The organism is Anaerolineae bacterium (genome assembly GCA_013178015.1).
GTDB lineage: Bacteria > Chloroflexota > Anaerolineae > DRVO01 > DRVO01 > Ch71.
On the sequence record JABLXR010000026.1, the window covers coordinates 62,081 to 83,558 of the forward strand.

At 63.9% G+C, this 21,478-nt stretch carries 17 protein-coding genes; 16 read left to right on the forward strand and 1 reads right to left on the reverse strand.

Features of this window, described 5'->3' with window-relative positions; all coding sequences use genetic code 11:
* The first annotated feature begins 270 nt into the window (after positions 1–270).
* Complete coding sequence (locus HPY83_11205; protein ID NPV08511.1) at positions 271–1,449, forward strand: response regulator; 1,179 nt, start codon at positions 271–273, stop codon at positions 1,447–1,449.
* On the opposite strand, the gene HPY83_11210 is transcribed toward HPY83_11205, so the two are convergent.
* Positions 1,394–3,625: a hybrid sensor histidine kinase/response regulator gene (locus tag HPY83_11210; GenBank protein NPV08512.1), complete on the reverse strand. Its 2,232-nt coding sequence runs from the start codon at positions 3,623–3,625 to the stop codon at positions 1,394–1,396. The genes HPY83_11205 and HPY83_11210 overlap by 56 nt on opposite strands.
* Positions 3,626–4,121: 496 nt before the next feature.
* Between HPY83_11210 and HPY83_11215 the strand changes: the two genes are divergently transcribed.
* The 15 genes from HPY83_11215 to HPY83_11285 all read left to right on the forward strand — a co-directional run bounded on the left by HPY83_11215 (position 4,122) and on the right by HPY83_11285 (position 21,448).
* Positions 4,122–5,498 carry a sugar ABC transporter substrate-binding protein gene (locus HPY83_11215; protein ID NPV08513.1) on the forward strand — a complete coding sequence of 459 codons (1,377 nt, stop codon included), beginning with the start codon at positions 4,122–4,124 and terminating at the stop codon, positions 5,496–5,498.
* A 146-nt stretch (positions 5,499–5,644) separates the two neighbouring features.
* Positions 5,645–6,541: a sugar ABC transporter permease gene (locus HPY83_11220; protein ID NPV08514.1), complete on the forward strand. Its 897-nt coding sequence runs from the start codon at positions 5,645–5,647 to the stop codon at positions 6,539–6,541.
* Positions 6,542–6,547: 6 nt separating this feature from the next.
* The gene (locus HPY83_11225; GenBank protein NPV08515.1) at positions 6,548–7,453 is read left to right on the forward strand and encodes a carbohydrate ABC transporter permease; all 906 of its coding nucleotides are present in this window, start codon (positions 6,548–6,550) and stop codon (positions 7,451–7,453) included.
* 78 nt (positions 7,454–7,531) lie between these two features.
* A complete protein-coding gene (locus HPY83_11230) occupies positions 7,532–8,569 on the forward strand; it encodes an NAD(P)-dependent oxidoreductase (GenBank protein NPV08516.1) in 1,038 nt (345 codons plus the stop codon).
* Positions 8,550–9,317, forward strand: a complete 768-nt coding sequence (locus tag HPY83_11235; GenBank protein ID NPV08517.1) for a sugar phosphate isomerase/epimerase — start codon at positions 8,550–8,552, stop codon at positions 9,315–9,317. Before HPY83_11230 ends, HPY83_11235 begins: the two co-directional genes overlap by 20 nt.
* 397 nt (positions 9,318–9,714) lie before the next feature.
* On the forward strand, positions 9,715–10,740 hold the full coding sequence (locus HPY83_11240; GenBank protein ID NPV08518.1) for a LacI family DNA-binding transcriptional regulator: 1,026 nt from the start codon (positions 9,715–9,717) through the stop codon (positions 10,738–10,740).
* A 131-nt stretch (positions 10,741–10,871) separates the two neighbouring features.
* Positions 10,872–12,794, forward strand: a complete 1,923-nt coding sequence (locus HPY83_11245; protein ID NPV08519.1) for a hypothetical protein — start codon at positions 10,872–10,874, stop codon at positions 12,792–12,794.
* 125 nt (positions 12,795–12,919) lie between these two features.
* Entirely contained in the window at positions 12,920–13,861 is a 942-nt protein-coding gene (locus HPY83_11250; GenBank protein ID NPV08520.1) for an ABC transporter permease, read from the forward strand.
* Positions 13,862–13,982: 121 nt separating this feature from the next.
* Positions 13,983–14,900 (forward strand): ABC transporter permease, encoded by a 918-nt coding sequence (locus tag HPY83_11255; protein NPV08521.1) that lies wholly within the window; start codon positions 13,983–13,985, stop codon positions 14,898–14,900.
* Positions 14,901–14,919: 19 nt separating this feature from the next.
* Complete coding sequence (locus HPY83_11260; protein NPV08522.1) at positions 14,920–15,906, forward strand: ABC transporter ATP-binding protein; 987 nt, start codon at positions 14,920–14,922, stop codon at positions 15,904–15,906.
* Positions 15,907–15,956: 50 nt separating this feature from the next.
* A complete protein-coding gene (locus HPY83_11265) occupies positions 15,957–16,973 on the forward strand; it encodes an ATP-binding cassette domain-containing protein (GenBank protein ID NPV08523.1) in 1,017 nt (338 codons plus the stop codon).
* Between the two features lie 101 nt (positions 16,974–17,074).
* Positions 17,075–18,415, forward strand: a complete 1,341-nt coding sequence (locus HPY83_11270) for a sugar ABC transporter substrate-binding protein (GenBank protein NPV08524.1) — start codon at positions 17,075–17,077, stop codon at positions 18,413–18,415.
* A gap of 135 nt (positions 18,416–18,550) precedes the next feature.
* Complete coding sequence (locus tag HPY83_11275; protein NPV08525.1) at positions 18,551–19,459, forward strand: sugar ABC transporter permease; 909 nt, start codon at positions 18,551–18,553, stop codon at positions 19,457–19,459.
* 60 nt (positions 19,460–19,519) lie between these two features.
* The gene (locus HPY83_11280; GenBank protein NPV08526.1) at positions 19,520–20,422 is read left to right on the forward strand and encodes a carbohydrate ABC transporter permease; all 903 of its coding nucleotides are present in this window, start codon (positions 19,520–19,522) and stop codon (positions 20,420–20,422) included.
* Positions 20,423–20,485: 63 nt separating this feature from the next.
* Positions 20,486–21,448 carry a zinc-binding alcohol dehydrogenase gene (locus tag HPY83_11285; GenBank protein NPV08527.1) on the forward strand — a complete coding sequence of 321 codons (963 nt, stop codon included), beginning with the start codon at positions 20,486–20,488 and terminating at the stop codon, positions 21,446–21,448.
* Positions 21,449–21,478 lie beyond the last annotated feature (30 nt).

A 21,478-nucleotide genomic window follows, 5' to 3' on the forward strand; every position in this document is an offset into this window, starting at 1 on the left:
CGCTGTCCCCAAGTGTCTACCGCGCCTGGGGGCGCGGACTCCTCAGGAGGAGGCTGGAATCTGCCAGGACGCTGGCGCCTTGCCTTCCTAGCCGGCCGAAGAGCCTGCCGCGAAAGCCTGTGAGGAAACCACCTGCGTGCGACTGCCGGCTGAACACACTCGTCCCCCCGATCCTGAGCTCTTGCCGCTATCACTGCGCCGTCCGGATGTAGTATGCTTCTGCCATGGCGATCAGTGGCGATGCACGCGCGAAGCGCCTGTTGAGGAGAGATGGGCGCGCCTAGCCAGGCTGAGGTTCACGAGGCTCTGGAGCGACTGGGGGACAGCGTGGCCCTGGCCCAGACGCGCCTTGCCGCCTGCTTTCCCCAGTTGCAGGAGATCACCCACCTCAACCAGCGGGCCCAGAAGCTGCGCGCCCTCCTGCTGGAGGCCATCGAGGCCCTCAGCCCCACCCAATCGGCGCCCTTCGGCTCTGTGGCTTCCCGCGCTTACGACGTGCTCACTCTGCGCTACGTGGAGCGCATGAGCGCCGTGGACATGGCGGAGGAGCTGTCGTTGAGCCGCCGCCAGGTGCACCGCGACCTGAAACTGGCCGAGGAGCGGCTGGCCGAGCTGCTGGGAAGCTGGGCTCAGTCAGGCTCGCAGGAACCCCTGACGCCCACCGAGGACCCTCTGAGCGAGGAGCTCGCGCTCTTCTCCATTCGCTCCACCGAGGTGCCTCTGAGGTCGGTGGTGGAAGAGGCGCTGTCGCTGGTGCAGCCCCTGGCTCATGGGCTCGGGGTGAGCATTCACGGCCCAGACCTGGCGGCGGCCTCCCAGCAAGTGGTGGGCAACCCAGCCTTCCTCAGACAGCTAGCCACCCAGGTCCTCAGCCTCGCCGTGCAGTCTACCGAGGACGGCAAGGTCGTGGTGGACTGCCGGACCGGCGATGACTCTGCCGTCCTGACGGTCCAGCTCCTGCTGGCTGACCCCGGGCCCCTCGCGGAGCGCTTGGCCGAGGTGCACCGCATGGCCCGATCTCAGGGCATGGCCTGCGCCGTCTCCTCCCTCCCCTCTCGGGAGGTGACCGTGTCGCTCACCTTCAGGCGCGGCACTCCCATCCGGGTGTTGGTGATCGAGGACAATCCGGGGACAGTGGAGCTGTATCGCCGCTACCTGCCGGCAACCGAGTGGCAGGTGGAGGCGGCGGCAGATCCGCGCTTGGCCCACGAGCTGAGCAAGCGCCTCAAGCCTCAGGTAGTGATCCTAGACATCATGATGCCCCACGTGGACGGCTGGACTCTGCTGCGAACGCTCAAGCAGAGCCCAGAGACCCGCGATATCCCCATCCTCATCTGCTCGGTCACCAATGACCCAGCTCTGGGAAAGGCCCTGGGCGCCAGGGTCAGCCTGGTCAAACCGATCTCGCAGGCAGAGCTACTTCTGGCTCTGCACCGTTGTCTGGAGTAGGCGAGCGCTCGCTGGCCAACTCAAGGATGGCGCTCAGGAGAGCAGCGAGCTCGCCGGGCCGGAATCGGTCCGGCAGGGCCAGCGTCAGGGTCGCACCCTGAGTAGCCAGATTGTCCTCTCCAGGCGTGGCCGCCGTGATGGCGATGACCGGTACCTGCCCCAGCCCTGGATCCTCTCGCATAGCAGCCGCCACCTCGAAGCCGTTCATCTCGGGAAGCACCAGATCGAGCAGCACGCACGCCGGCCTGGCCCGGGCCATCTTCCGCAGCGCCTCCCGGCCGGTGTAGGCACCCTCCGTGAGGTAGTCTCTCCCCGCCACCTGGAGCAGCCGCTTCACCAGCTCTACGAACCCCCTGTCGTCGTCCACCAGGAGAAGCCTGGGGCGCGAGTTGGCTTCGGCCTCGGGCAGAACCTGGTCGAGCACTTTGAGTAAGCCCTCGCTGGTGATGGGCTTAGTGATCACGGCGGCGAAATCGTCTCCTCCCGATATCCAGCGGGTGCTGGGCAGAGGACACCCCACTACCGGCACCGATGGGCAGCCACACGTCCCCAGCCGATGCCTGACCTCGGACGGGGATATGCCCAGGCTGTCGTCCACCACGACCGCCATGGCCCGGCTCTCCTCGAGGGCTACCTCTGCCGCGTCCAGGCAGTCGGCATGCCGGAAGTGGTACCCTTCTACCCTCCGACTGAGATAGAGCGCTGCCGAATCGTCCTGACTCAGTACCAGAACGGTCGGCGCCAGGCGGCGCCTGACCGGCGGTGGCCCGATCGGGGCCTTCAGGCGCGACACGGTGACGCCGGAGAGGGGCAGGGTGAAGTGGAAGGTGCTGCCCCGGCCCACCTCGCTCTCGGCCCAGATGCGGCCACCGTGAAGTTGCACCAGCCTCCTGGCTATGGCCAATCCCAGCCCCTTGCCCGCCTCCGGGCCCGTCTTGGGCCTGCCCACCTGATAGAACTCATCGAAGATGTCGGCCAGCTCGGCCGCTGGAATGCCTCGGCCGGTGTCGCTCACCGAGACCACGAGCTCGGACCTATCATAGCGGGCCTGGACCGAGACCCGCCCCTGGTCGGTGTAGCGGACGGCATTGGACAGCAGGTTGTAGAGGACCTGTCGGATGCGCAGGCGATCCATGGAGACCTCAGGCAGGCCCTCCTGGCAGGCGACGTCGAGCTGGAGTCCCTTCTCCTCTGCCATGGAAGCTACGCTTTCCACTGCCTCCTGGATGACCGCCTCTATCTGCGCCCGTTCGCGCCTGATGGGCATGGCTAGGGCATCCACTCGGGCCAGGTCAATCACGTCGTCCACCAACTGGGAGAGGTGGCGAGCGTTGCGCTGGATCTGGGCCAGGTCACGCAGGAGAGCGTCGGGCCAGCGATCCAGGCCATAGAGTTGAGGGTTACGGTAGATCACGTTGGCGAAGCCGAGCACTATGTTGAGCGGGGTGCGCAGCTCGTGGCTCACGTTGGTGGCGAAGCGGTTGCGCAAGTCGCGCAGAACGTCCGCCTCTCGGCGGGCGATGGCGAGTTCGCGGTTGGTCTTCTCCAGCAGTTGGTAGGAGAGATCGAGAGACTTGATGGTCTTATTGAGCTCGCCGCGTTCCCGCCGCAGCCGGTCCATGAGTGCTTCTGCCGTCGTGCCCCGGTCCCAGGCCACGAACAGGAGCGATCTCTGGGGGCCAAAGCCTGCCCATGCGGTCAGACCCACCAGGGCCAGCAGGAACAAGCTATGAGCCGGGATCTCGCCGCCAAAGCCCGCCCCCAGCACCAGAGCCATGGTCAGGCCGGCCCAGAGCAGCGACACCATCGGGCCCAGGAGCGCACCGGCAGCCAGGACGGGCACACTCAGGTACATGAGCGGGAGCGGCATATGGCTGACGGCTGCCGCCACCAGTACCGTAGCCGTCACGCCCCCGAGCAGCACCAGAGACCCCATCCTGGGGTACCGGCCGCTGAGCAGGAGGGCTCCCAGCAGCGAGAGCACCAGTCCTGACACTGCCCAGAGAAGGGTAGCGCTCGAGGGTCGATTACCCAGGAGAAGCCAGAGCAGGGCGCAGGAGGCGGCCCAGACCAGCCACACCCCCTTGAGCGAAGGGATGCACAGCTCCTCTTCTCCCGGCCGTGCGCCGCTCTCCGACGGATAGGGGACACGCTCGGCTACGTCGAGGCTGGCCAATCCGCTCCTCCCGGGAGTTCTCCTCAGGGCGGCACCGGAGATCGCCACGGTAGTCCGCGTAGGCCACACCTGTTGGGTGCCCTCGGTCGGCATCGGCGCGCCCTACCGGACGCGATGGCTCCTCGCCCTCGCGAGCCAGCCCTGGGTGAGACTCCTCTGTCACACTGCCGTCTCACCGGTGTCTCACATACCATGCTATAGTACAGCAACACGTCTCCGCTGTTCAGTTCTCGCACAGGTGTCCGGCTTGCCACTGCATCGCACCCCCCTGACTACGGCCCAACTCCGGAGATCGGCAGGAAGGGCATCGCGCGGGGGAGTGGGGTGCGCCATCGGTGTTGGCGATAGCGGCTATCGGCTTGCCGGCGCTGCATCAGTCGCGTTTTGTGCCACAGGGAAGGAGGTGATCTGACGGGCATCGGGCCAAGACGGATGAGGAGCCTCAGGGTGGTATCTGCATCAGAGAAGCCCCTTCGAGGGGCAGGAGGCGATGACGATGGCTACTTCTCCTAGGCTGATCACGCGCAGGCGGGTACTTCTGGCCAGCGCTGCCGCTGCCGGGGGCGGGCTCTTGGCAGCCTGTGCCGCGACGCCGCAGGTGGTCGAGAAAGTGGTCGAGCAGACCGTTGTGGTCAAGGAGACCGTAGTAGTCGAGAAGGAGGTACCAGCCGCGGCGGGACAACCCGTCATCATGACGGCGCACTTCACCTGGAGCCCTGTGTACGAGCCCCGCATCAAGGAGTGGAACGATCGGTTCATGGAGGCCAACCCAGGCATAGCAGTAGCCATAGTCTGGGAGCCCTGGAGCGAATGGCAGACCAAGATCCTCACCCTCGCGGCAGCCGGGCAGATGCCGGAGCTCGTAGCTGTCCATATCAGCCGGGCGCAGGTGCTATCTAAGCAAGGAGCGATCCTACCGCTCGACGAGTGGATTGCCGCGGACCCAGAGTTCGATGTGGGAGACTACTATCCTGCCTCGCTCGAGATGTTCACCTGGCAGGACAAGCTCTACGGCTTCCCGTGGGACTGGGGGGCCTCCGTTCTTCGGTACAACCGAGACCTCTTCGACGCAGCCGGTGCCGCCTATCCCACCGAGGACTGGACCTTCGATGACCTGCTAGACACGGCTAAGACCCTCACTCAAGGTGACGTCTGGGGTTACCTCGGGCTCCCCAGTGGGAGCAACGAGAGTGGCCCAGCGCACCTGGGACCGTGGGGCGGCGCCTTCGTCAATGATGATGAAACCGAGTGCCTGGTGGACACCGAGGAGTCCCAAGCCGCTCTCCAATACTGGGCTGACCTGAGGCTGGTGCACAAGGTACATCCCATGCCGGCCGACCAGGAGCTGCTCACCGCGATAGGGGCCAGGCCCTTCCTGTCGGGAAAGATTGCCATGGAGTGGGCCGCGCCCTGGGACGCACAGCTCTACATCGAGAGCGCCGCCTTCAAATGGGATCTGGCCCCCTGGCCCATCGGGCCAGTGACTAGGATCACCGGTGCCGCCGGCAGCGGCTACTCGATCGGGCGAGACACGAAGCATCCGAACGAGGCCTGGAAGTACCTGCGATGGTTCGCCAGTGCCGAAGGTCTGGGCTTCCTGTTCGGAGAGAAGGCCACGTCCCTCCCGAGCCGACGGTCTCTGGCGGACAGGTTCCTCAGCGCCGTATCATCCATCGAACACGGCTACTACTGGGTGGAAGCTCTGGACTACTCAACGCTGGGCCGACCCATCCTTACTCCGGCGCGCGAGTTCTTCGAGATCGTGCGCCGCGAGTACGAGTTGCTGTTCCTGGGAGAGAAATCCGTGGCGGAGGCGGCCACCGCGATCTGCACCGATGCCGCGCCGGTGCTGGCTCAGAACAAACCGGCCTAGGTTTGGCAAAGCCTCGATCTGCACTTGCCGGGCGGCTCAGCGCCGCCCGGCACGCACTGGGGCTGGAACGGCCTACGTGCAGGAGGAAGAGATTGGCTCGCTTAGTAGGAACGCAACCGTTTCGCACTCAGCGATCTCTCCTTCGGATGACCGGCCGACAGAGGGAGGCGCTGGATTTCTATATCGGCGTTAGCCCCTGGTTCATAGGGTTTGTTCTCTTCAGTATGGGGCCAATCATCGCTTCTCTGGTCCTGAGTTTCACTCAATGGCAGATCCTGGCATCCCCCCAGTGGATCGGCCTGTCCAACTATCGGTACCTAGTGGCAGATGATGAGATCTTCTGGGTCTCCCTGGGCAACACCCTATACTACACCTCTCTGAGCGTTCCTCTCGGCCTGATGGCAAGCATTCTCCTTGCCTTGCTTGTGAACCAGAAAGTACCGGGCACAAACGTCTTTCGGACTATCTACTACCTGCCCTCTGTTACCGCCGGCGTCGCGGTCGCCCTCCTGTGGGCCTGGATCCTCAACCCCAACTTTGGCCTGGTGAACTACGTCCTGTCCCTGGTGGGGATCAAGGGACCGATGTGGCTCAGCAGCGTCAGGTGGTCCAAGCCAGCGCTCATTCTGATGAGTCTGTGGGGGGTGGGCGGCGGCATGGTCATCTTCTTGGCAGCGTTACAGGGGATGCCGGAACACCTGTACGATGCGGCCAAGATAGATGGCGCGGGGACCTGGCGCTTGTTCCGTCACATCACCATGCCCATGCTGACCCCCACGATCTTCTTCATGATGGTCACGTCCATCATCGGCTCGCTGCAGACGTTCACCAACGTATACGTCATGACGCAGGGCGGCCCGGGCACCTCCACTCTCATGTACGGTCTCTACATCTACCAGAACGCGTTCACCTTCCTGAAGATGGGGTATGCCTGCGCCCTGTCGTGGGTGCTCTTCGGCATCATCCTGGCGCTGACGTGGCTGCAGTTCCGAGTTGGCTCAGCCTGGGTGTACTACGAGGCTGAGCTACGACCTCAGAGGTAACCGACCATGTCTGAGCTGACACAGGGCCACAGTGTTCTGGCCGCACCAGTGCCGGCGCGAAGGCAGCACGGCGCCAGCAAACAACTGCGGAGGGCGGCGCGTTCCACCATTCTCTTCCTCCTGCTGGTGGTCGGCGCGGTCGGGTTCCTGGCACCTTTCCTGTGGATGGTGTCCACTTCTCTGAAGGATCCAAAGGAAGTCTACCTATTCCCTCCCAAGCTGATCCCCAGCGCGTTGCACTGGGAGAATTACCGCACGGCTTGGACTCTACTCCCTTTCACCCTCTTCCTGCGCAATACCTGTATCATCACCTTCCACAACGTGATCGCCACAGTTGCTTCCTCCGCCGTTGTCGCTTACAGCTTCGCTCGGCTGCGGGCGCGCCTGCGTGACCCTCTTTTCCTCCTCGTACTGGCCACCATGATGGTGCCCTTCGAAGTGACCATGATACCCACTTTCATAATGTGGTCCGAGCTGGGGCTGACCAACAACTTCACCCCGCTCATGCTTCCGGCCTGGTTCGGCACCCCGTTCTACATATTCCTGCTCCGCCAGTTCTTCATGGGTATCCCATTCGACCTGGACGATGCCGCCACTATTGACGGTTGTTCCAGCTGGGGCATCTTCGGCCGCATCATCTTGCCGCTCTCGAAGCCGGCCCTGGCGGCGGTGGCTATCTTCACCTTCGTGGGCAACTGGAACAACTTCCTGGGTCCGTTGATATACCTCAATAGGACCGAGCTCTACACCCTCGCAGTGGGGTTGAACCTGATGCGGAGCACCCAGTACGGCACGTCTCTACACCACCTGATGGCAGTCTCCACTGTGACCGTCATGCCCATTCTCGTCCTTTACTTCTCCGCCCAGAAGTACTTCATCCAGGGGGTCACGCTCACTGGCATCAAGGCCTGACCGCAAGGGCGATGCACTCGGCGGGCACGGCCGGGTAAGCCCGCTGGCGAACACACTACGAGACGAGGAGGCACGCTGATGGCAAGGGTTCTGGTGACCGGGGCCGCGGGCCAGGTCGGCTCGCGGCTGGTGCGACAACTGCTGGCCCGTGATCACGAGGTCAGGGGCCTCATCCTGCCGGACGACCCGGCCCGAAGTCGCCTGGACGGGCTCGAGATCGAGGTCGTTGCCGGCGACCTGATGGATCCCGAGACGGCAGAGAAGGCCGTGGCTGGCGTAGACGCCGTGGTGCACACGGCCAACCTGGTGGGGCCGCTGCCCGGCATGTCGGAGAGCCAGTTCTTCGACAACAACGTTCGCACCACCTTCCACATGGCTCGGGCTGCCGCGCGCGTGGCTGACCGGCTTCAGCGTTTCGTACACATCAGCTCCTCCGCCGTCTACCCCAACGACAGCCAGCAGCTGAGACCATGCTACAGCCCCATAGATGAGGCCCATCCTCTGCGGCCGCGGGGGGTCTACGCGCTGAGCAAGCTCATAGGAGAGCACATCCTGAGTGCTACCAGCCGCGAGACGGGCCTGCCGGTGGCCTTCATCCGGCCCTCGGGCATCGTGTCCGGCACGGCCGTCTTGGGCCGATGGACCGTTGGCTTTGTCTCCAAGATGCTGCGCGTCGGTCAGGCGACGCCCGAGGGGGAGCTGTACATGGCCGACGGAACGGAGCTTTGGCACGCTCTGGACGCAGCGGCCGAGTCCGACCGGCAGCCGTGTGCCATCACCGATACCCAAGGGCGGCCGTGGATGTACCGGCTGGCAGACGCACGGGACGTGGCTCACGCCTGTGTCTGCGCCCTGGAAAGCCCGGCGGCCGTGGGCGAGGCCTTCAACGCCGCTGCACCTGAGCCCATCTACTACACCGAAGCGGCGGAGGCGCTTTCCGAGGCCATCGGAATGCCGGTGGTGAAGTGGCAAGTGCCGGTGCGCTGGGTCTTCGACCTGTCCATCACCAAAGCTAGGTCGCTGATCGGCTATAAGCCTCGGTGGGGCATCCGCCAGATGATTGCCGATGCCATAGCGGTGCAAAGGGGCGAGAGCGATGGTATGTCCTGGGACTGAACCGCGCTTCAGCTGCTGGGACGGCACCTGGACCGGCGCTGCGCGAGAGTACTCGCTGAGGGAGATCCTAGCGGAAATCAAGCAGGCGGGTTACGATGGAGCCGAGCTCGGCAGTTCGCTTGCCTTTCTGGGCGACCCCGAAGACCTCCGGGAGTTGCTGGCCGACCTGAACCTGGCTCTAGCCACCCTGGTAGTACCCACCCTGGCACCGGACGCACGTCAGCGAGTGGATTACGCCGCTCGCTTCGGCGTGACGGTTCTGATGGTAGGCGGTGGGACCCGCCCCAAGGGTCGTCCAGTGGAGAAGCGCGACGTGGAGCCGTACGCTCGTGCCCTTGGTCAGTTGGCGGGGTACGCCGCGCGGTATGGGATGGAACTGGCACAACACACCCACCCGGGCGCCATCACCGGGACCACCGAGGAGGCCCTGATGCTGCTGGACATGGTGCCGGATTCGGTGGGTGTCACCGCGGACACAGCTCACCTCCAGCAGGCAGGCAGCGATCCGGTTGCGGCGATCGGGCGCTTCGGGGATCGGCTCAAGCACCTGCATCTGAAGGACTATCGGGCTGCCACCGACGAGTTGCTGGAGCTGGGTCGGGGAGAGGTGGACCTGGCAGGAGTGATGGCAGCCTGCCGCAGTGTCGGGTATCGAGGGTGGTACAGCGTGGAGCTTGACCGCTCCAGCACCACACCACTGGAGAGCGCACGGCTCAGCCGGCAGTTCCTGGTCCAGATGGGCTACTGAGTCGGCATAGCGCCGCGCTTACCAGCACCGGATCTCCTGTGGGAACGCCGGTCATTCACGGCCTCGCACCGCGACCGCGGGCGGCGATTCGGAAGAGGAACCTGGTGATCAGGATGCAGGCGGTGCCGGGCCGCTCTGCTTCCGCTACCTCCAGTCACTGGTTAAGGCATAGGACGCCTGCTCCACTTCGATCCGCGCCGGATCGAGGATGAGATCGGCCCGCGGGCGCCATGGCACGGCCCGGGGCCCCGCACCTCCATTGACCCTCACCCCACGTTTTCGCCACGGTATTGACAGGGGACATCCCACCTTGTAGAATTGCGTGGCATCGTTTCCATGTGGAATCGTTTGCACATAGCTCGCTGTGGTTCGATCGGGGGACGGAGTGAGCTAGCCTTTGGTCACCATACATGACGTGGCAAAGCATGCCGGCGTGTCCGAGAGCACCGTCTCTCGCGTGCTCAACCGCAGCCCGCACGTGACCGACGAGACCCGCGAGCGGGTTCTGGCCGCCGTGGCCAAGCTCGGCTACACGCCCCGCTCGTACGCCCGGGCCATGAAGGGAAAGCCGAGCAATGCCGTAGCTCTCATCATCTCCGACGTCTCGAACCCCTTCTTCGCCGCCCTTACCCGAGGAGTGGAAGACTTCGTCCAGGAACAAGGATACTCCCTGCTCCTGGGGAACGCGGACCGAGGCAAGGCCAAACAGCGCCAATACGTGGATCGGGTGATCGCTGCCGGCATAGGGGGCATGATCATCGCCCCGGCGCGCAACACCCTCACCGACCTCAAACGCCTGGTGCGCCAGGGCGTGGCTCTAGTAATCGTAGATTGGCGCTATCCCTTGCCCTTCGCCGACAACGTCTACTGCGACAGCGTGGACGGTGCCCGCCGGCTCACGGATCATCTCCTCAGCCTGGGCCACCGCAGGATCGGAATCATCTCCGGTCCTCACGGCGATGCCACCGCAGAAGACCGGGTGACAGGCTACCGCCTGGCCCTGGGAGAGGCGGGCCTCCCCCAGGATCAGAGCCTGATCCGTTTCGGGCAGTTCACCTCCGATTCGGGCCTGCGCAATTGCCGCCGCCTTCTGCGCCTCAGCTCGCCGCCGACCGCTATCGTCACCTGCAACAACCGCCTGGCCGCCGGCGCGTACGACGCCATCCGCGAGGCGGGCCTCCGCGTCCCTGAGGACCTCTCCATGGTCAGCTTCGACGACGTGCCCTTCGTGCCCGCGCTGGCGTCCAGAATGACGGTATTGGCCCAGCCAGACTACGAGATGGGTCGCAGTGCTGCCCGGTTGCTGTTGGAGCGGATGAGAGGGGAGCGCCGCCCCAAGGACCGCCAGGAAGTGGTACTGCCCGGCAGGCTGGTAGTGCGCTCTTCCTCGGCAGCACCGGCTCGGTTGCCCACGACGGCATAGGCCCAGGACCCGCCGATCCTGGCGGGTCGCCCACCAGGACGAAGGAGGTGATAGCAGTCCACGACATCGGCGACAGTGACGTATTCCGATACCAGGACTACCGCCTGTCACACTGAATGGGGGAGGGATACATGAACCGTTCTTCGAGACGCCTTACGCGCAGGCATTTCATGTTGGCCGGTGCCGCCACCGCCGGAAGCATGGTACTGGCCGCCTGCGGCGCCGGGACGCCGCAAGTGGTAGAGGTGGAGAAGGTCGTCACCCAAGTCGTGGAGAAGGAAGTAACGACCATAGTCAAAGAGATCGTCAAAGAGACGGTCATCGTTCCCACGCAGCAGATCGTCGAGAGGGTGGTGACCGCCACTCCCGAGGCGGGAGAGATGTCGGCCACCCAGCGGCTGGTCATGGACGGCCCTGGAGAGGGTAACTTCGACCCCATGTCAATGGGCCACTGGTTCGCCAACTCCGGGCTCAAGCCCGCCCTCTGGTGCACCTTGGTCGGCATGGACAAGGACCTGAACCTCTTCCCCTGGGGGGCAGAGAAATGGTCCTTCGACGAGTCCACCATGACGTGGACCTTCTACATTCGCAAGGGCATGAAGTTCTCCGACGGCTCCGATATCACGGCCAAGGACTTCGAGTACTCGATGAAGCGCTCGATCAAGCACCTTGACCCTGACTTCCATGCCGCTGAGGTAGCCGCCGGCCGGTCTGGAACCACCGCCACCTTCGCTCACATGATGTGCAGCGACATTGACGGGGTACAACAGCTACGCGATGCCGAGCTCACCGCGGAGCAGTGGGAAGAGCAGTACGCCGACGCCATAACGGCGGTGGACGACTTCACCCTCGCCGTACGCCTGGCCCACGTGGTGCCAGAGAACCTGTTCATGGGCAAGATGGCCTACAACGGCAGCCAGTGCGTGAAGCGGGAGAACGTCGAGGCCGGCACCCCCGACGTGGTGTGGTACGAGAATCCGGTGACCTCCGGCCCCTTCATGCAGCAGTCCCACGTAACGGACCAGTACCGAGTGCTCGTGCCCAACCCGCACTACGCCGGAGGCGACCCGCCCCTGCTCAAGGAAGTCACCCTCCGGATGATCGCGGACGCACAGACCCGGCTCATCGCCTATGAGAACGCCGAACTGGACGTGGCCCAACTGGCCGAAGCCGATGCGCTGGAGTTCGCCAAGCCGGAGCATCCACGCCACGCCGAGCTGATGAGCGTTCCCAGCGCGGTCATCAACTACACCTGGTTCGTGAGCCTGCCCCCGATTGACGACGTTCACGTCCGGCGGGCCTTGATCAAGGCCATTGACCGGGAGAAAACGGTAGAGGCGGTCTTCCGGGGCACGGCCAAGTTCTCCCCCACCTACATCCCCGACTACACCCCGGGATGGGAAATGCCCCCTAACTACGACGAGGTCTTTATGGCCTACGACCCGGCGGGCGCGGTGGAGGAGCTGAAGCAATCGCGATACTACGATGACATCATGTCGGGCAACCTTCCCATCCGTCTGGCCTTCACCCAGGCCTTCGCCCAGGGCACCGCAGGGCGCCTCTATGAAGCCTACGTGGATCAGTGGCTGAACAACCTGGGCGTAGAGGTGAAGCTGCAGCAGACCGAGTTCGAGATGGAGGGCATCAAAGAAAGCCTCCAGAACGTGCGCACCAATGCTCGCGGCCTGCTGTACGCCGACATTGACGCCTGGGTCGGCAACGTGATGTCCATGTACGACCCCGCCGGTCAGTACTACTGGCTAATGACCGACAACTGGACCAAGAAGAGCGATATTCCCGCCATGGCTCATATCGAGGACCCCGACGACGACGCCCGCTTCACTCAGCTCTGGAAGGAGGCAGCCGTCGAACTCGACCAGGAGAAGCGCCTGGCCATGTACCAGGAGTGGGAGTATCTCCGAGAGAAGTGGGCCATCGAAGTGCCTCAGTACTACCCGCTCTTCTTCGTGGCAGCCCAGCCCTGGGTGAGGGATCTCGAGATCACCCCGCAGTGGGGTAAGCTGTTCGATCGCGCTTGGATCGCTAAGCACTAGCTGCCCAAGCTACACGCCCGGTTGGGTGCCGGAGCAGGTTCCGGCACCCAACCCCAGATGTCGGCAGAAGAGACTCCAATCAGCACCGGACCGGGCTCAGAGCCGGGTCCAGCAGTGGAGGCGGGATGCTCAAATACGCCTTGCGCCGTTTCTTGCTCATCTGGCCCACGCTCATCGTGGTCGGCGTGATCACCTTCACCTTGGCTTTCTACGGCCCCGGGGATCCGGCCATGGCTCTCCTGGCCAACATGGGTTTTCAGAACCTCGATGTTGAGACCTACCTGCGGCTGCGCGAATCGCTTGGGCTCAACCGCCCGTTCGTGGTTCAGTTTGGCGAGTGGTTTCTGCGCGTGCTTCAGGGCGACTTCGGGCATTCCATGCGCACCAACCTCAAGATCAACGCCCTAATCGCTCAGCGGCTGCCGATCTCCGCCCAGCTGGGGGTGGCAGCAGTGTCCCTGTCTGTCTTGGTGGGAGTGCCGCTGGGGATACTGGCCGCCATGCGGCAAAACACGCGTACCGATTACGCTATTCTTTCCACCTTCCTGGCACTCTCCTCGGTGCCTGTGTTCGTGATGGCGCCTTTGCTCATGATTGTGCTCGCCCTCAAACTCAAGCTGACCCCCGTAGGGTTGGGCTGGAAAGGCCTCTTCACCTCCAACTCCATCATTCCGGTGATAGTGCTCGCCATCGGCCCCACCCTGGGTATCGTGCGTCTGACGCGGATGGGCGTGGTGGAGACGTTGACGCAGGAGTACATCCGCACGGCCCGCGCCATCGGCCTGACGGAGCGCATGGTCATCGTGCGTCACGTCTTGCGCAACGCCCTCACCCCGGTGGTCACCTCGGTAGGCATGACGTTGGGCTACCTCATCGTAGGGGCTCTCTTCGTGGAGAGCATCTTCGGCATACCCGGCTTCGGCGGCCTGATGTTCAGCGGGCTACAAACGCGCGACTACCCTGTGCTCCTGGCCTGCACCATGGTGTCAGCCTTCATCATCATGGGATCCAACTTGATCGTGGATATCATCTACGGTCTGCTGGACCCGCGCGTCACCTATGAATGAGGCCGGAGGGAGCGGCCGAGGCTGAGCAACCACGAGCAGCGGAGGATCAGTGACAGAAGAAGGAGTAAGAGCAGTACAGCCGAGCGACGGCGCCACCCTGGCTGACTTCGAGTTCGAGCAGCTGGAAGAGCGCAACCTCTGGCTCGATGCCTGGGATCGCTTGCGCCGTAACAAGCTGGCCGTCCTGGGCCTGGTCATTGCCCTGTTGCTGGTGTTCATCGCCATCTTTGGTCCGGCACTGGCACCTTACGGGTATAACCAGACCCACCTGGATCGCATAGAGGAACCCCCCAGCGCCCGGCACTGGCTGGGGACCGACCAACTGGGGCGGGACTTGCTCACCCGCATCCTGCACGGAGCCCGGACAGCGGTCTTGGTGGCCACCCTCACCAGCCTCATCAGCACCTCGCTGGGGGTGCTGCTAGGGGCTATGGCCGCCTACCTGGGAGGGTGGGTAGATACGGTCATCTCCCGCATCATAGACATCCTCATGTCGTTCCCTCACCTCCTGCTGGCTATCTTCGTGAACGCCACCGTCAAGACGCCGGTGCAGGCTGCGCTGGAGGACCTGGGGAAGTCAACCGGACTCCCGTTCCTCAGTAACACCGTGATCATAGATTACATCATCGTCTTCGGGGCCCTGTCTCTGGTCGGTTGGCCAGGGATGGCGCGGCTCATCCGAGGCCAGATCCTGTCGCTGCGGAGCCGCGACTTCGTCATGGCGGCGAGGGCATTAGGCATCAGCACTCGGGGGGTTCTGGCCAGGCACCTCATCCCCAATGCCCTGGGGCCCATCGTGGTAAGCGTTACCGTAGGCTTCGGCGGCGCCATGCTCTCCGAGTCGTCTCTGAGCTACCTGGGCATCGGCATTCAGCCGCCCGGGGCCAGCTGGGGCCGCATGATATCCGAGAGCCTGGGCCGGTGGCGATACGCTCCCCACCTCGTCCTGGCGCCTGGTCTGACACTGGCGGTGGTGATATTCGCCTTCAACTTCCTCGGCGATGGGCTCAACGACGCCCTGAACCCGCGCTTGCGCTAGCCCAGAAGCGAGAAGACGCATGCAAGATCACTTGCTAGACGTACAGGACTTGCAGACTCATCTCTACACTCGGGAAGGGCTCATAAAGGCAGTTGACGGTGTGAGCTTCTACCTGCGGCCGGGAGAGACCATGGGCCTGGTGGGCGAGAGCGGCAGCGGCAAGACCATGACCGCCCTCTCCATGATGCGTCTGGTCCCGAGCCCGCCGGGAAAGATCGTGGGGGGCAAGGTGATGCTGGACGGCGAGGACCTGCTCGCCCTCAGCCACCGCGAGATGCTTCGGCGGCGCAGCACCAAGCTGAGCATGATCTTCCAGGACCCCATGACTTCGCTGGACCCCACCATGAAGGTGGGGCGGCAGGTGGCCGAGCCGATGGAGCTTCACCTGGGGCTCACTCGAGAGGATGCTACCCAGAGAGCGGTGGAGCTGCTGGGCCGCGTGGGCGTACCTGCGCCGGATAGGCGCATCCAGGACTACCCCCATCAGTTCAGTGGAGGTATGCGGCAGAGAGTGATGATCGCCATTGCCCTTGCCTGCCAACCGAGCCTGCTCATCGCCGATGAGCCGACCACAGCTCTGGACGTGACGGTTCAGGCCCAATTCCTGGACCTGGTGCAGGAGCTGCAGAAGGAGATGGGCATGGCCATCCTCTGGATCACCCACGATCTCGGGGTGGTGGCGGAGCTGTGCGACCGGGTCACGGTCATGTACGCCGGTCGGGTGGTGGAGTTCGGCCCTCTGGAGGTGGTGCTTAGCGACCCCGCACACCGTTACACCGCCGCTCTGCTGCGATCCATTCCTACCATGGAGAGGCGGTCCGGTCGCCGGCTAGAGGCCATTCGTGGCCTTCCACCAGACCTCTCTCGGGTCCCTTCCGGATGTCCTTTCCGGCCTCGTTGCCAGTACGCCGGGGCAGTCTGCGAGGAAGTGCAGCCCTCACTGGAGCAGATGGCCCCAGAGCACTACGCCGCCTGCCACTTCCCGCGCAGGAACGACCAGCAGTGACCGGGAGCCGACGATGAGCACTGTTTCGATCTACAGCTCGAGGAATGGGGATGGGTGAGTCAGCCGGCAACGGCGCAGAGTACGTACTGGAGACACGCGCCCTGAAGATGCACTTCCATGTGGGGAGCGGCGGTCTCCTGGGATTTGGCAAGCACCAGACGGTTCAGGCCGTAGACGGGGTCAGCCTCCAGATACGCAAGGGGGAGACACTCGGTCTGGTAGGGGAGAGCGGTTGCGGCAAGTCGACCCTGGGTCGAGCAATCCTGCTGCTCTATCGCCCCACCGCGGGGGAGGTGATCTTCCAGGGCAGGAGCTTGCTTCGCCTGGATAGGGAGGAGCTCAGGTCCCTGCGACGCCACATGCAGATTATATTCCAGGATCCCCTGTCTTCCCTCAACCCCCGCATGACGATCGGCACAGCGGTGGGAGAGCCCATCCGGGAGCACGGTATCGCTACCGGCCCGCAGGTGCGGGAGCGGGTGGAGGAGCTGCTGCGCCTGGTGGGGTTGAACCCCTCGTTCATCAACCGCTATCCGCACGAGTTCAGCGGAGGCCAGCAGCAGCGCATTGGGGTGGCTCGGGCGCTGTCCCTGGACCCGGACTTCATCGTTTGCGACGAGCCGGTCTCGGCCCTGGACATCTCCATACAGGCCCAGATCATCAACCTGCTCGAGGACCTGCAGGAGCGGCTGAACCTCACTTATCTATTCATCTCCCACGACCTGCGAGTAGTGCGCCACATCAGCGATCGGGTGGCAGTGATGTACCTGGGCCAGATCGTGGAGCTGGCCGATACCGATGAGCTGTACGAGAACCCCCTGCACCCGTACACCCGCGCCTTGCTCTCGGCAGTACCGGTGGTGTCGGTGGGAGCGAAGCAACGGCGGGCGCGAATCATCCTTGAGGGGGAAGTCCCCAGCCCCATCAACCCGCCCTCAGGGTGTCGTTTCCGCACCCGCTGTCCCATTGCCAGCGCCGACTGCGGCGCGTCGGAGCCGGAGCTAGTCATGGTCTCCCCCAGTCACTTCGTAGCCTGTCACCCGGCCGCCGCTGGTCAGTTGCGCTGACGGTAACTGCTGTCTTGGAAGGAGGTGATGCACAACCACATGCTGAACGTGAGGGCAACTCCGGGATGGTGAGTCATTCCCGGTCACATCAGGAGGTAGAGATGAGACTGTCGCGCAGGCACTTCGTCCGGCTCGGAGCGGGCATCCTGGGTTACACCGCCTTGGCGGCATGCTCCGGCGCCACCACACCGGCAGCTCCACAGGAGGCAGAGCCTACTTCAGCTGCTGCCACCCAGCCACCGGCGGCACCTCCAGCCGCCACCGAGATCCAGTTGGTGCATTGGGTGCACCCCCTGGGCGACGATGAGATCAAGTTCCAGGGGCTGATGGATCGCTTCCATGCAACCTACCCCGAGATCCAGATCAGCATCGAGATCGTCCCTTGGCAGGGCCGAATCGAGCGCAAGATGTCCGCCGCCGCGGCCGGCACGTCGCCTGACATCTCCTACCTCAACGTGGACGAGTTCACCACCTACGTGGTTGAGGGGGCGCTGGCCTCCCTGGACGAGTACATCACCCCCGAGGACCTGGATGATCTCCTCCCTGGGCCCCGCAATGCCACAGACTGGGAAGGCCACTTGTACGAGATGCCGGTGCTCTACGCCTTCCGGGTGGCCTACTACAACCGCGAGATCTGGGAGACCGTGGGTCTGGACCCGGATTGGTCGCCCATTACGTGGCAAGAACTGGAGGAGACCTTCGGCACTCTGAAAGAGGCCAAAGAGAGCGGCCAGATCGAGGCCTGGCCCTTCGCCCTTGAGGGCCTATCCACCGGCGCCCAGATACTACGCAACTTCAACCCCTGGTTCTATCAATCAGGGGGCAAACTGCTGCGGGAGGACGGCCGTTCCGGCTTCGACACCGACGCCGGGATCGAGGCCATGACCTGGGCCTCGCACCTGTTCGACAACTACGTCAACCCGGCCGACATCGGTTCCAATGGCGCCGACGTTCGCGACCGGTTCGGCCGAGCCGACATCGCCTACGATCACAACAACGAGCTGCACGTGATCAAGCTGATGCAGCAGGACTACCCTGACCTGGACTTCTGGGTGGGGCACACGCAGCAGAACCAGCGCCGCTGGACTCACGGCGGCGTGGGCTGCTATGGCATCTGGATGGCCAGCAAGAACAAGGATGCGGCCTGGAAGTGGATTGACTTTCTGACCCGGGACGGGAACCTGGAGTACCAGGAGAAGTTCGGCTTCGTGCCCCCGCGCCAGTCCCTCTTCGCCGAGTACCAGCAAGGCGCCGAGCCTATCTATCAGGCGGCGCTGGAGGAGGCTCAGTACGGCAATGTGGAGAAGCACCCGCGTCTCTGGGACATCTGGGCAGTCATAGATCCAGCCATTCAGGCAGTCTACGGCCACGTGATGACCCCGGAGGAGGCGATCCAAGACGCCGTGGAAAAGATCAACCGCGACGTTCTTGGCCTCGCCTAGCGGGAATCCTGAGTTCCGGCCAGGTCCGGACCTGATCGGAGCGGCGCCGGCAGCTGGACCGGCGCCGCTCCGCCACGGCTCGGCTGCAGTCTTTCGGAGTGGCAACCTGTCGTTCGGGTGTGAGGAGTTGTACTCATGGCCGTATCTGGCACCCGCAGTAGGCGCAGGGGGCTTAGTCAGAGGCGTCGCCTGTCTCTCATAGGCCTGACGTTCGCCTCCCCGGCGCTGCTGCTGTTCGTCCTCTTCCTCGGTTTGCAGGTGGCGTTCGCCTTCTACGTCACCTTCAACCACTGGACCACCATGCGGCCGCCCGAGTGGGCCGGGCTGGCCAACTATCGTCGCATCTTCTCCGACAAGCTCTTCTGGAATGCCCTGCGGGTCACCGTCTTCTTCTCCCTGATGTACGTGCCCAGCGTGGTGGTGGCCGGCCTGACCTCGGCCGTGCTGCTTAACCGCAGGATTAGCGGTCAGTTCATATTCAAGGCCCTGGCCTTCATCCCCGTCCTGAGCGCCTGGATCATAGTGGGCGTGGTCTGGTTCTTCATCTACCACCCCGACCACGGCATCGTGAACGCGGTGCTTCGCATGCTCGGCCTGCCTACGGTGGCCTGGCTGGGCAACCGCACCACGGCACTGCCAGCACTGGCGGTGGTGGGCTTGTGGAAGAACTTCGGCTGGTACGCGGTGCTCTTCCTGGCGGGGCTCCAGGACATCCCCGTCGACCTGCACGAAGCGGCCGCCATTGACGGGGCCTCCGTGTGGAAGACCTTCTCGCATGTGACGCTGCCGCTCCTTCGGCCCACTATGGCTCTGGTCACCATCCTGGCCGCCATCGGAGCCTTCCAGGTCTTCGACCTCGTGTTCGTCATGACTGACGGCGGCCCGGTGTACGCCACTCAGACGTTCAGTTACTACATCTACCTGCAGGCGTTCAAGTCGTTCAAGATGGGATATGCCGCCACCATGAGCTTCGTGCTCTTCGCCATCATCCTCGTACTCACCATCATTCAGCTTCGGATCCTCCGCCCGAGTGCGGAGTTCTAGCCGGTGGCGGCCGGGCACGCGACCGCTTCCGTGACGCACCATGACCTGAGGGAGTAGCCAATGGGATCATTCCCCAGGAGTGCCGGCGCCAGGCCCCTGCATCAGGCGCCCGGTCGAGCTCGGTGGCTAACGCTGGGCAAGCGCAGTCAGAAGCGCTTCGCCGACGCTACCACGTACGTTCTCTTGTTGGGCATGGGACTGGTCTCCATCTTGCCCCTATTGTGGATGCTATCCACGTCCCTGAAGCGCAGCAACGAGCTGTACGTCTTCCCGCCGCAGTTCATACCGGCTGAGCCTACTCTGGCCAACTACCTGGAGCTGGCTCGCTTCGGCATCCTTACCTCGCTTCGAAATAGCGCCATAGTCGCCACGTCGGTGACTCTCATCGTGGTCTTCACCTCGGCCTTGGCAGGTTATGCCTTCGCCAAGCTGTCCCTGCCCGCTGGGGAGCTCCTCTTCATCCTGGTCCTCAGCGGCCTGATGGTACCCTGGGAGGTGATCGTCATCCCTCTGTTCATCTTCGTGGCCAGGCTCGGCTGGTCCAACACCTTCCATGGCATCATTCTGCCCATGTGCGCCAGTCCCTTCGGGGTGTTCGTCATGCGTCAGTTCATGCTCAGCATGCCCAGCGAACTGCTTGATGCCGCCCGCATTGACGGCGCCTCAGAGTACGGGATCTTCTCCCGCATCGTCTTGCCGCTCACCAAGCCGGCCCTGGCCGCCTTGTCCACGCTCGTCTTCCTGGGCGCCTGGAACAACTTCCTCTGGCCGCTACTCACCACCAGCCGCACGGACATGCGGGTGCTGCCGGTAGCCATTGCTCTGTTCAAGCAGGAGTTCACCGCCAGCTACGGCCCCATGATGGCGGCCGCCACCGTCGGGTTCCTGCCCATGCTCATCCTGTACCTGGCGTTCCAGCGTTACTTCGTTCAGGGCATCACCCTGTCCGGTCTCAAAGGCTAGGGGGAGCGCCGCCGGTGGCGGCCCACCCATGAAGGCTAGAAGCACTGCATCGGAGGCACAGATATGCTCGCCAGAGGGGTCGTGTTCACAGCGCCGGGCGAAGTGGAAGTGTGGGACATCGAACTGCCGGAGCCCGGACCGGAGGAGGTACAGATTCGCGTTCTCTACTCCGGCATCAGCATCGGCACGGAGAGATGGATCCTGCTGAATCAGTACAAGGGCGTGACCTATCCGCTCGTGACCGGGTACCAGTACTGCGGCGTCATCGAGCGGATGGGGTCGGCGGTGAAAGGCTTCAGCGAGGGCGACGTGGTGTTCAGCCGGCACACCCGGCTGCTCGGAGACGTCCGGCCCATGTCGGCGGGACACGTGAGCCACGCTGTCACTCCGGCGGCCGCGCTCATCAAAGTGCCTGAAGGCGTGGGGGCGGACGAAGCCTCGCTCGGAGTCATGCCCGGCGTCCCCTGGCGGGGCATCCAGGAGACCGGCATCTACGAGGGCGACCTGGTAGTGGTCATCGGTCTGGGCTTGGTGGGGCAGTTCGCGGCTCAGTTGCTCCGGGTCAAGCGAGCGAAGGTGATCGCCCTCGAGCCCCTGGAGATGAGACGGAACCTGGCCCTGAAGTACAGCGCCGACACCGTGCTCGACCCGAGGGTGGAAGACGTCGAGGCGCGTATCCGGGCAGAGAAGAGCGAGGGCGCCGACGTCATCGTGGACACCTCCGCCAATGCCGACGCCGTCAACCGCTCCTTCGACTGGATTCGCCGCGGGGGCCGCTACTGCTTCCAGGGCTACTACCCGGGACTGACGTGTCTCGATCTGTACACCCCTCACGTGAAGCAGCTGACCTTCTACAACCCTACCAACTGCGAGGCCATTGACCTCATGCTGCAGTACGCGGCCGAGGGGAAGATCAACATACGGGGCCTCATCACCCACACGTTCGGCGCCGAAGAGGCACCCGATGCCTATCGGCTGCTACTGGAGAAGCCTCAGGAAGCCCTGGGTATGGTCCTCAAATGGTAACGGTCGAGAAGAGTGAGTGGAGAGCCCGGG